The sequence below is a fragment of the Bombella pollinis genome, from assembly GCF_026385485.1.
Classification (GTDB): Bacteria; Pseudomonadota; Alphaproteobacteria; order Acetobacterales; family Acetobacteraceae; genus Bombella; species Bombella pollinis.
In genome coordinates this window covers 200,429-210,237 of sequence record NZ_JANIDX010000005.1, presented here as the reverse complement: position 1 = coordinate 210,237, position 9,809 = coordinate 200,429, and the positions used below count along the sequence as shown (strand labels likewise).

8 protein-coding genes are annotated in these 9,809 nt (G+C 52.1%); 1 reads left to right on the top strand and 7 read right to left on the bottom strand.

The window, feature by feature from the left end; genetic code table 11:
- Positions 1-249: 249 nt before the first annotated feature.
- The 6 genes from NQF89_RS06680 to NQF89_RS06655 form a co-directional block, all read right to left on the bottom strand.
- Complete coding sequence (locus NQF89_RS06680; RefSeq protein ID WP_266137822.1) at positions 250-396, bottom strand: CRISPR-associated endonuclease Cas2; 147 nt, start codon at positions 394-396, stop codon at positions 250-252.
- Positions 354-566, bottom strand: coding sequence for a CRISPR-associated endonuclease Cas2 (locus NQF89_RS06675; RefSeq protein WP_266137818.1), 213 nt, complete (start codon positions 564-566; stop codon positions 354-356). Before NQF89_RS06675 ends, NQF89_RS06680 begins: the two co-directional genes overlap by 43 nt.
- A complete protein-coding gene (gene cas1, locus NQF89_RS06670; protein ID WP_266137817.1) occupies positions 563-1,459 on the bottom strand; it encodes a type II CRISPR-associated endonuclease Cas1 in 897 nt (298 codons plus the stop codon). The genes NQF89_RS06675 and cas1 overlap by 4 nt, the downstream gene beginning before the upstream one ends.
- Positions 1,417-4,572 (bottom strand): type II CRISPR RNA-guided endonuclease Cas9, encoded by a 3,156-nt coding sequence (cas9, locus tag NQF89_RS06665; protein WP_266137816.1) that lies wholly within the window; start codon positions 4,570-4,572, stop codon positions 1,417-1,419. Before cas9 ends, cas1 begins: the two co-directional genes overlap by 43 nt.
- 180 nt (positions 4,573-4,752) lie before the next feature.
- The gene (locus tag NQF89_RS06660; protein WP_266137815.1) at positions 4,753-5,664 is read right to left on the bottom strand and encodes an N-acetylmuramoyl-L-alanine amidase-like domain-containing protein; all 912 of its coding nucleotides are present in this window, start codon (positions 5,662-5,664) and stop codon (positions 4,753-4,755) included.
- A complete protein-coding gene (locus NQF89_RS06655; protein ID WP_266137814.1) occupies positions 5,657-6,676 on the bottom strand; it encodes an MBL fold metallo-hydrolase in 1,020 nt (339 codons plus the stop codon). The genes NQF89_RS06660 and NQF89_RS06655 overlap by 8 nt, the downstream gene beginning before the upstream one ends.
- A 149-nt stretch (positions 6,677-6,825) precedes the next feature.
- Between NQF89_RS06655 and NQF89_RS06650 the strand changes: the two genes are divergently transcribed.
- A complete protein-coding gene (locus NQF89_RS06650) occupies positions 6,826-7,335 on the top strand; it encodes a DUF3465 domain-containing protein (RefSeq protein WP_196424629.1) in 510 nt (169 codons plus the stop codon).
- Between the two features lie 32 nt (positions 7,336-7,367).
- On the opposite strand, the gene clpA is transcribed toward NQF89_RS06650, so the two are convergent.
- Complete coding sequence (gene clpA / locus NQF89_RS06645; protein ID WP_266137813.1) at positions 7,368-9,722, bottom strand: ATP-dependent Clp protease ATP-binding subunit ClpA; 2,355 nt, start codon at positions 9,720-9,722, stop codon at positions 7,368-7,370.
- Positions 9,723-9,809: the final 87 nt, after the last annotated feature.

Below are 9,809 nucleotides of genomic sequence, written 5' to 3'. Positions count from 1 at the left end.
GCGGCAATGCAAGTATAAGTTCAAGCCGTGGTTTCCCTACCGATTTGTCTATGGTAGGCTGGACGTCTCGGCGGCATTGGCGGCTCTATCGCCGTGGTTTCCCTACCGATTTGTCTATGGTAGGCTTCTGATCCGCAGGTATCTGATACTTCTTCAGCCGTGGTTTCCCTACCGATTTGTCTATGGTAGGCTAGCTAGAACGTAACAGATTGATGTTGCATGATTTTTCGCTGTTTTTATGGCCGAAAATCATAGCAACACCATCTGTTTCGTTCCTACTTTCTCGGTTTTTTTGGCGAGGCCGAGCATAACTTCCATCCGTCCATATTGTTTATCAGTCACTTGCAAAGCCCTTATGCTGCCTTCTCTTGGCAAAGCTGTGCGAACACGGCGTATATGTTTATCAATACTATCTTGCCCACGCCCAACACGAACATAGACGGAGTAAAGCCATCATCACGCAAAAAATTGCGGAATTGCGTCGCTTGCCGTCGTTGGAGCTTGGTGCGGACGGGGAGGTCAAAAAAAATCATGAGCCACAAGAATCGAGTCTCCTCAGCTTTCATGGGTGTTTCCCTAAAGGGGTTGGGAGGCGCAGCAGGGCCGCACTATTATGTTCAAGGGCTTTAACCAAATCCGTTGCGATGGTTTCAGTGGCGGCGAGGATGGTCATGTTGTCTTGCCCAATACGTACGGTTTGGGTGAGTATCCCTGCCATAAAGCGGCGGTCTTCTAGGGTGGCAGTGGCAGTGTCGCCCTCAGGGAGGTAATGGACGACCATATGGTCCACGCTGGGGCGGAAAGGTTCGATGAGGTCATCCACTAAGTTGAAGGCATTGGTGCGGGAGGCATGGTGAAGCCCTAATGAAGGGATAAGCCCTGCGGCAACACAGGCGCGAGCGAGAGCCGCGCGGAGGATGGCATAACCGTAATTAAGTAAGCCGTTGCGTTTATCTGTGCTATCAGCGCGGAGGAAGGTCTGGAATAAGCGGGACCAGTAAAAGCGGGCAGCTTGAGCCTCTATATTCTCTTTATCCCCCGATGTGACCAAGCCAGCCATGCTTTGTAGCTTTTTGGCATCCTTATGAGCGCGGGCAGCTAAGATAGCCGCTTGGTTATTGATTTTTGCCGTTACTAGAGCTTGCCACAGGCGTTTACGGAGCGGTTGGGAGGCCCCAATCTGTAACTGGATGATATCCGCTTGGGCATAATGGCGATGGAATGGAAGCAGCATGCCAGCAGGGTGATGTTTCTCATCAGGGATGATGCAGGCGACCCCCATGGTAGCAAAAACGGAGAGAAGCGCGCCGGAGATCGTGACTTGTGGTGTATCGAGGACGCAGCAGGCAATATCCTCTAGCGGCAGGATGATTGTATCATCATCCTGCATGATAAGGAGCTGTTGGTCCTTGAGCTTTAGTCGGGCTGGGCGGGAGATGTGCACGCAACGCCATGCCATGTCCTAGTCTCCTGCTTAATGGGGGATAGCTCGCCAAAGCGGTTGATGGCGTATTTTTGGATGAGGTCCAGCGTTTTAATGCCGATTCCTGTTTGGCAGTCGGTTTTATCGTTAGCATCACATACAGCGATAGAGGCGGTAGAGCGGTTACTCCCTGCAAAATAGCCTTCTATCACCACGCCTTTTTTAAAGAGGCGGATATAGCTGCGTGGGTATAGGCTGAATTGGAATGTGTACTCAGGGCCCATTTCAGGCCATTGCTCCTCTGGTTTACGGATGACTGCGGCATTAGGTGGGGTAGGCCATTGGGTGCGGTTCATAATTTGATGAGGGTAGATGGGGACCATGAACCATTCCGTCTTCCCCTTTTTATTGCGGCGGGTGAAGATGTCTGTGCGCACCATATCGCCACGGTCGGCAATGCCCCCACGGACGGGGACAGCCGGTTTTTTGTTAGTGGCAAGGCGCACTTTGCGTATCTCATGGCCAGCACCGGCTATGTTGCAGGGGGTGCGTGGTGGGGCATCAGCGGGTTTACCAGCCTCAATCCAATGGCGAAGTGCGGTGATAAGCCCCTCATTGCGCTCTGGATCTTTAATTTTGGCAAGGTCAGTTAGTTTGAGGGCTTCAATAGCTTTGCGCTCGTAAATGACAGGGCCGCTTTCCTCCTGCCGGAGTTGCCGGATGGTAGCGGCGTGGCCTTCACCGCGTGCGCGTTGACGCTCCGGCCGTGCAACGCGGATGGTGTGATAGGCTGCCTTTACATCCTCACGGAATGTCTCCCATGGTGGGGGAACATGGCGCAATGGGCGTGGGAGGCCCTGTTGCTCGCACTTTTGGAAGGATTTGGTCAGTTTTTGGATTTCGCCTTCACTCACGGCGGCTACAACGACAGCATCAAGGGCGTGGTGACGGTCATCAGGGAGGCGTTCGCCGTCTATTTTCTTGAGCGATTCAACGCCCCATGCGTGGCGTAGGGCTGCTGTTAAGGCTCCCGGGCGGGTGAAGACACGCCGTTTACCGCCCTTCTCGCCGCGATGGCCAGCGGGGTAGAGCAAGCGAGCGGCTTCTGCCATTAAGCGGGCGGCATAGCGCGTGTCATTAAGGTTACGGCTGCGGAAGCGTTCTTCTGTTTCCTTTCCGCCTTTAAGGAGGAAGTTGCGTTTTTTGATGCCTTTTGTTTCTTTCCGGTTCTCCACAGACGCGGTGAATCTATCCCATTCGTCTTGGCCTTTTATGCCGTGGAGCCATTCATAAGGCGTGCGGTTTTGTTTTTCTTGATTCGCTTTGGCAGAGCATAAGCTTTTATTGCTGTAGCTATCATCCCCAAAGCGTGACCATGGCAGGATGTGATCTATCTGTACGCTATTATCGTCAGAGATAAGCTGGTGGGGGGATATAGGTTCATCCGTATAGCAGCATCGGCCGCCTTGCTCTTTCCACAGACGGTAGCGGAGCAATGTCTCAGAGGGGACGTCTTTGATGGAAAGGAGTTCGCGTATTTCCTCGCGCTCTTTTTCGCGTTTCTTGGTCGTGGCCTCAATATTTTTTTCAATCTCGCGGCGTTTTTCAAGGCTGTTGCCAACATCACGCGCAAGTTCAATGCAGATGGCACCGGGTAAGCCCCAGCGGTTACGCATCGCCCAAAGTTGCTTCATGCCTTCTGTGACGGCCTTTTTGGCAATAGGATTGGTGATGTTGTCCCGTACTTCCTCCATCAAGGCTTTAAACTTGGCTTTTGTATCGATTGTATCATGCTGGCGCAAAGCGGTGGCGGTATGATCATAGCCGACTTTTGTGCAGGCTTTATCGTAGGTTAGCCCTTGCTCCAGATAGGGGATGAGCGCGCGGGCTGCTTTGTCGGAGAGAGATGAGGCCTCTTTAAATTGCGCGAATTTTCCATCCTCCACTGCTTTGCAGAGAAGCGTGTAGGCCTCTTGAGGAAGGCCCTCGATCGTTTTTAATTTTTCGGCGATTGTTTTTGCAAGTTCATGGAAGCTAATGATCCAAGCCGCTTGGTCGAGTATGGCCGGGTAGGGCCGTAACTGTTCCCAAAGAGAATCCCCTAAAACGGAGCGAAACGCCTTTGTACCAGTCAAGCTGCCCCCCGTGCGGCAGGCGATATCCTCTGTCTCATTTGTGGGTAAAATGGTTGTAAAGCGTTGGTCATCGCGTAAAGAGAGAAGTTCACGAAGTCTTGTCACGCTCAATTTGGCTGTTGTCCCAGCTTTCTCATAAGCAAGGCGGAGTTCTTCTGTTGTTAAGCGGCGTTCCTCTGGGCCGTCTGTGAGGCGGAGATTAACAAGGCGACTGAGGAGGCGAAAACGCTCAAAAGAGGGTGAGAAGCGGGAGGAGCGTTTTTCACCGGGTTCAAAAGGGCAATCGCCCACAAGGGTACTGCTATCCTGCATAGGTTTTTGGCGGAAGGCGATGTCTATAAACGCCTTTTCTAGCTCTGGTGTGGCGAAGTGGTTACCGCGGCGTTGTTGTTCTTTAAAGAGGACGGTGACTTCATGGAGGAGATCATCACGGCTCATAGTGCGGTCAAAGAAGCCATCTCGGTTGCGGCGTCTTTGGGTATAGTCTGGGTCGCGGGCGAACATTTGGCCAATAGTGCGATATTGGGCAGAGCGTTCTTTGGTTTTCTCAATCGCGGCAAGCATTTTGCCATCTTCGGCCGAAGCATTGCTTTTGGCGCGTTTAGCGGCGGATTTAAAGCCGCGCCGTTTGGCAATATGGCCTAAAGCAGTGGCGAACTCCTCTGCGGTGAGGGGACGTTCAAGCCCTTGGGCACGCATCTCCCATGGGTCGACTCCGGTGCGGCGTAGCGCATCGGGATGGGCATCGTTGAGTAAGTGATGCTCTGCAAAGAGACGGCGTATCTCGGCCATGCGATTGCGGCGGCGGCGGATGACACGGCGTAACAGGCGGTTTGTGCGTCTAATTTGGTTGGTGGGGGTGCGCTCTTTATCGGTTTCTGGGACGTCGAAGCACCAGCTGCCGAGGGCTTCAATGTAGTTTATTTGTGGCTGTTGATTTAAGACAGCCCACCCGCAAGAGCCAATGCCGAGGTCAATACCAAAGAGGAGGGAGTCTTTAATGGGGGGTGTCATGTAATATCTTCCTTTCATTATTATTGACAGAGTTCAGCATGTTTGTAAAAGGAATCTAGACAAATCGGTTGGGAAACCACGGTAACATGGTTTTTCATGTGTAGGATTACCTCTCCCTATGTATTTAGGGGGAGGGATTCCTTTTTTTATGTCTGGCTACTAGGTAGCAATTACATTCCATTACAAAATAGGTCGGTAGAGGACGATGCCCCGTCTTTCCTTTAGGTAGTCCGCTAGAGGTGTATCGACAACATAGCGATGCTCCGGTAGGGAGGAGGCATTACGAAAGAGTAGTTCGTGTCCTCGCCAAATGGCTAACCCAATATGGAAGACATCTAACCCGGGTAAGGGGCTGTAAATACCAATAACATCACCGCTTTTTATATGCGTTTTTATGGTATGGTGATGTAAATTATCTAATAATGGCTTTGTTGGTAGATAGGTAATTAACCGTTTTTTAAGTGGAATCCCCGGTAGGTAACGGTCTTCTGGTGCCGTATTGGCAGGAGAAGTAGGTGGGAGCTTGAGGTTGAGTGTCTTGGAGATATGCTGGGCATAGGGAAAATGCGGGCTGAGGTCGCGACACAGAATAGGCGTGCCATATAGCCAATCACTATAAAAATGCCGGCGTTCGGTAAAGGTAACATGATGATGGCGGTAGCGCGTAGCGATGAGAGCATGGATGAATTGCTCCACTGTGAAGCTGCGGCTAGCGGCGAGGATGATTTCCACAAAGGTCATGCAATTCACCCCTCGCCATGAGAGGATGAGCTCTTCCTGCGTGGTGGCTGAGCCAATGAGTGGCTGGGCGAGATAGGGCGTCCCTTTCATAAATTGGGACATCAGAACGATGCGCTCTTGGCGGGAGCGATGGGGGGCAATAGCAATTAATTGGCTAATTTGTTGGCGGGTTGCTTCCGAGAGGGCTGTAAGGGGTGGCGCATCTGAGGGGGGAATATGGTGGTGGGGCTGAGCGTGATGATGCCTTTGTTTGGCAGATGCTGTCTGGCATAGCCCCAAGCCTCCCGCACCTATAGTGGTGAGGAAGGCTCGTCTTTTTATAAGAATGGTACGCGCTTTGTTGTTAGACAAGATAACGCGCGCTTTGTTCTGCCATAAGGAAGTGAATCCCAATATCGTTACCTTCTTGGAGGTCGCGATAAATCTGCTGCGTGGGGCATTCCCCATCGTGGAAGGTTTCTTTCACATGGGTGATGATGACACGCAACCCACGGATATGATGGCGGCCACCGCAAATATGGCCTAACTCACGCAGTGATGCGAGGAGGTCTTTAGGGCGTAATTGGCCACAAAGTGCATCATCAGGCTGACTATCGGGATAGGTCGCGCCCATAATGATGGTGTTGAGTGTGTTGTTCTGCACTAAGGGGGCGATAGCCTCCCATAATTTATGGAGGTTACGCGGGCCATCAGCTTGGTCGGCTTGTGTATCGCCGAGATAGAGAATTGCCTGCCCTTCATGCTGGATGAGGAAGGCTGTGGATGTTGTGCTGGCATGGCTAAGGGGCCATGCTGTGATGGTTAGGCCTGTTCCTTGTACAATTTGTGCCTGCCCCGGCTCCATATTATGGTAACTATATTTCCCAATGCGGGGTTCTGGCCCTTTATCGCCCATGGCCCCCCATACGCGATTATTAAAAAGATGCTCCGCTAAAATCGCGTTTGTTTGGGAGAGCGCATAAAGCGGCTTTGCCGTATCTTCTGGTGAGGTGAAGACTAACCCGGCGACATGGTCTAAATGGCTATGGCTGATGAGATAAGCCCGCACTGTTTGCTTCAGGACATGGCCAGCCCGGCTAAGGGCAGAGTTGGGCATGATGGGGATGTCATTTAGTACCCCTTTTGCCTCGGCCCGTTTTAGCCCGTTCCCGAGCGTACCAGCATCACATAACACGGCCTCATTCGTCCCAAGAGGGCGGATGAGGTAGGATGAAAGGTTGCCATCAGCAACGCCACTACGAACCCCCAGCGCGATGACCTCAAAAGTAGGGCAAGCCCCTGCGAAGGTAACAGGCGTACCTTGTGAGGCGGGCTGGTTCTTTTGTAGCCGTGTACGAAGGGTCTTTAAATGGTGCAAAGGCATGGTCTTCTCCCTCTTATCAGCAAGGTGCGTGATGGCGTTATAGTCAGCTAGCCCTTATGGTTATCGTAACGGGAAAGTCCCCGTAATGATGAAATCTCCCTTACGATACTCCTGCTATGGCGATGGGGAAAGAGGGGAGGAAAGGAGAGATGATGCGCTTTTCATGGTCAATGATGGTACGAGCAGGCTTATTGGGGCTTTTGGCCAGTGGGGTGGGGTTAGTCCCTGCAAGAGCTGAGACGGCGATAGAGGCTACGATGCCCGCGCAATGTGATAATCAGCGTTTTGTGCAGGATCAGGCCCATTATAATCAGCAATTTGCCCATAAGCAGATTCCTTACGGGCAGCATTTGGACATGCCAGAGCATATTTGTGGGACGGTCGTGCATGTTTATCGAGCGCGCCAAAGCCGCAGCGGGCAGCATGGTTATTTTCTGATGTCTGTAGCGGGGGGGACTCCTTTGCGCATCGTCTCAAATCTTGATGAAATGCGCGCCCCTGCATGGCCATGGGTGAAAGTGGGGGATCATGTCGAGGTTCAAGGGCGGTATTATTATGATGGGCCCAGTCGGCAAGGGTTGGACTGGACCCACCATGGCACAAGCCGCCAGTGGCCATGGCCGGGGTTTGTAAGTGTAAATGGCCAGCGTTACCAATAACGCTTTCCCGTGCCCCGGCAGGCTTTTAGAGCCTAAGCCGGGGTGAGGGTTTTTGTTGGAGTGCCTTTGGCTGATTGGCCTTTTGTTGGGGCGTTAGTAGGAGGTGTAGATGATGTGGCGGCAGAAAGGGTGAAGGTAAGCTCTCCCTCACGCGCACCGATTTTGACACTCCCGCCATTGGCTAAGGTGCCAAAGAGGATTTCTTCCGATAGAGGTTTTTTGATTTTCTCTTGTATTAAGCGGCTAAGTGGGCGAGCCCCATTTGTACGGTCATATCCATGCTCAACAAGCCACGCCTTTGCTGCTGGGGTGAGTTGGAGGGTAATATTTTTAGCCGCTAATAGGTTGCTAAGCTGCTGAACAAACTTCTCTACTACATGGGTGACAACATCCGGGCTGAGCGGTGCAAAGGGGATGATGGCATCTAAGCGGTTGCGGAACTCTGGCGAGAAGAGTCGTTTTATAGCGTCTTCATCATCGCCTGTACGCGCTGTGCGGGCAAAGCCGATAGCCTCTTTGGAGAGGTCACTCGCCCCAGCATTACTGGTCATGATGAGGATAACATTACGGAAATCGACCGTTTTGCCCGTGTTGTCGGTTAATTTCCCATGGTCCATGACCTGCAAGAGAAGGTTAAAGAGGTCTGGATGGGCCTTCTCAATTTCATCAAGCAGTAAGACAGCATGGGGGTTTTGGTCGATGGCACTTGTTAAAAGCCCGCCTTGTTCAAAGCCGACATAACCGGGTGGGGTACCAATTAGCCGGGAAATGGAGTGTGCCTCCATATATTCCGACATATCAAAGCGAATCAGCTTAATATCGAGCGATTTTGCTAATTGCCGTGCGGCTTCTGTTTTGCCGACCCCTGTCGGGCCGGAGAAAAGATAGCTGCCGATGGTTTTTTCCGTATCGCGCAAGCCTGCACGAGACAGCATGACCGCTGAGGAGAGAGCCTCCAGAGCAGGCTCTTGCCCATAAACGGCACGGCGTAGCTCCTCTGGTAAATGGCGCAAGACGGTACGATCATCAGTGGAGAGATGACGGGGAGGGATATGGGCAATACGGGCAATCGTAGCCTCAATATCCTTCACTCCGATTGTACGGCGTTTGCGGCTATTGGGAAGCAGGCGGCAGGCCGCCCCGGCTTCATCAAGGACATCAATGGCTTTGTCGGGGAGCTTACGGTCGTGAATGTACCGCGCAGAGAGTGTTACAGCACTGCGAATGGCGGGGTCGGTAAAGCGGATATCGTGATGGTCCTCATAACGGTCCTTTAATCCACGGAGGATGCGGATTGTATCGGCTTGAGAAGGCTCGGCAACATCAATCTTTTGGAAACGCCGGGTTAAGGCGTGGTCTTTCTCAAAATGCTGGCGATATTCTTGGTAAGTGGTGGAGCCAATGCAATGCAATTTCCCTGCTGCTAAAGCGGGTTTGAGTAGATTAGACGCATCCATAGAGCCATTTGTGGTAGCTCCCGCCCCAACAAGCATGTGGATTTCATCAATAAAGAGCAGATTATTAGGATTTTCCTCTAGCTCATTAATAATAGCTTTGAGGCGTTCTTCAAAATCACCGCGATAGCGTGTCCCAGCGAGTAAGGCTCCGAGGTCTAGGCTATAGAGGCGTGCTTCGGCGAGGATGGCGGGTACTTGTCCGCGTATGATTTTTTGAGCCAAACCCTCGGCAATAGCCGTTTTACCTACACCCGGATCCCCAACCAGGAGGGGGTTATTCTTGGTACGGCGGCAGAGGATTTGGATGACGCGATTAACCTCCTCCTCACGCCCAATAAGAGGGTCGATTTTATTATGGTAGGCGCGCTCATTGAGGTTAGTGCAATATGTGCGCAGGGCTTCTTTGGTGTCCCCTTCTGTGCCGTTTTCAGCAGAGGCGGCGTTGTTTTTGCGTGAGTGCCGTGCCTTTTTGTGGTGATGCTCCTCGTGTTGTGATGAGGCTTGGTTCTCTTGTTGGAGGGCACGAATAGCGTCCAGCCGGGTAAGACCTTGCTGTTGGAGGAAGAAGATGGCATGGCTTTCTTTCTCCGCAAACATAGCGATTAAGATATGTCCGCCTGTCATGGTGGGGTAGCCTGAACTTTGGATATAAACCGCTGCGCGTTGAATCACACGCTGAAATGCTGTTGTCGGTTGGGGGGCGTCCTCTAGGTCGGGGCGAATAACAGCGCGTTGTTCACTAAGGAGGAATCGCTCTAACGCCTGGCGGAGATGGGTGATGTCTGTCTGACATGCTAAGAAGATTATTTCTGCATCAGGATCATCACAAAGAGCGAGGAGGAGATGTTCCAGCGTGATGAATTCATGCTGGTTCTGCCCGGCAATGATGAGGGCGCGCTGAAGCGTCTGTTCGAGTGTGGTTGACAACATAATGCGCTCCTTGTGACACATATCCATGTCAGAATGATGAATTGCGGGACAGAAAGTTATCGAACATCAACCGCAATTAGAGGTGGC

Bases quoted from the DNA above. Each gene is read 5' to 3' on its own strand.
- clpA (WP_266137813.1), bottom strand. From the start codon at position 9,722: ATGTTGTCAACCACACTCGAACAGACGCTTCAGCGCGCCCTCATCATT.
- NQF89_RS06655 (WP_266137814.1), bottom strand. From the start codon at position 6,676: ATGCCTTTGCACCATTTAAAGACCCTTCGTACACGGCTACAAAAGAAC.
- cas1 (WP_266137817.1), bottom strand. From the start codon at position 1,459: ATGGCATGGCGTTGCGTGCACATCTCCCGCCCAGCCCGACTAAAGCTC.
- cas9 (WP_266137816.1), bottom strand. From the start codon at position 4,572: ATGACACCCCCCATTAAAGACTCCCTCCTCTTTGGTATTGACCTCGGC.
- NQF89_RS06675 (WP_266137818.1), bottom strand. From the start codon at position 566: ATGAAAGCTGAGGAGACTCGATTCTTGTGGCTCATGATTTTTTTTGAC.
- NQF89_RS06650 (WP_196424629.1), top strand. From the start codon at position 6,826: ATGATGCGCTTTTCATGGTCAATGATGGTACGAGCAGGCTTATTGGGG.